This window comes from Hungatella sp. L36 (genome assembly GCF_014288035.1).
Genome location: NZ_JACOPC010000063.1, coordinates 1 through 830, shown reverse-complemented (window position 1 = coordinate 830; position 830 = coordinate 1). Strand labels below are relative to the sequence as shown.

Annotated in this window: 1 protein-coding gene; it reads right to left on the bottom strand. The window is 44.5% G+C overall.

Translation table 11 applies throughout. From position 1 onward, the window contains the following. Positions 1–830: InlB B-repeat-containing protein (locus tag H8S80_RS33945; protein ID WP_187049109.1), on the bottom strand; the 830-nt coding region annotated here is incomplete at both ends.

The window sequence follows — 830 nt, the reverse complement described above, 5'->3', positions numbered from 1 at the left end:
TTTGAAAGCAGCTTCTGAATAAAGTTCTCTTTCACATCTTCACTGCTCCAGCCGCTAAAGGTATAGCCTTCTCTTTCTGCGTCCGCTTTTACAGTGACTTCCTGATTATACTGGTAGGTCTCTGTTTCTCCGGTCTGCTTTCCATCTACCAGATACGTCACGGTATAATTGTTAATCGTAAAGCTTCCTTCAATTACCACATCTTTTGCGGGCATATTGAATCCGGTATCACGACTCCAGCCGCTGAAGGTATAACCTTCTTTTTCCGGGGCTTCTCTAAGAGTCACAGGTGCATTAAACTCATACGTTTCCGCTTCTCCTACCTGCTCTCCGTCCACTTTGTATGTCACTTTATAGCTGTTGATTTTAAAGCTTCCCTTGATCACTACATCATGTGCCGGCATTGCAAATCCATCTTCATGATCCCATTTGCTGAAGGTATATCCTTCCTTCTCCGGCTCTTTCTGAAGTGTTACTGCACTTCCGTATTCATACGTTTCTTCCTTACCATAAGCATTTCCGTCTACCTCATACGTTACCTTGTAGCTGTTAATGCTGAATGACCCGTTAATGACTACATTTTCTGCAGGCATCGTAAAGTCTTCCTCATGGTCCCAGCCGCTGAAGGTATAGCCTTCCTTCTCCGGGGCTTCTTTCAGCTTCACAGCAGTTCCATACAAATATGTCTCTGCTGTTTCATAAGGTGTACCATCTACCAGATACGTTACCGTATACTCGTTTGCAGTAAAGCTTCCTACAATCACTACATCTTCGGCCGGCATGGCGAAGTCTTCCTTCAGATTCCAGCCACTGAACTTATGCCCTTCTTT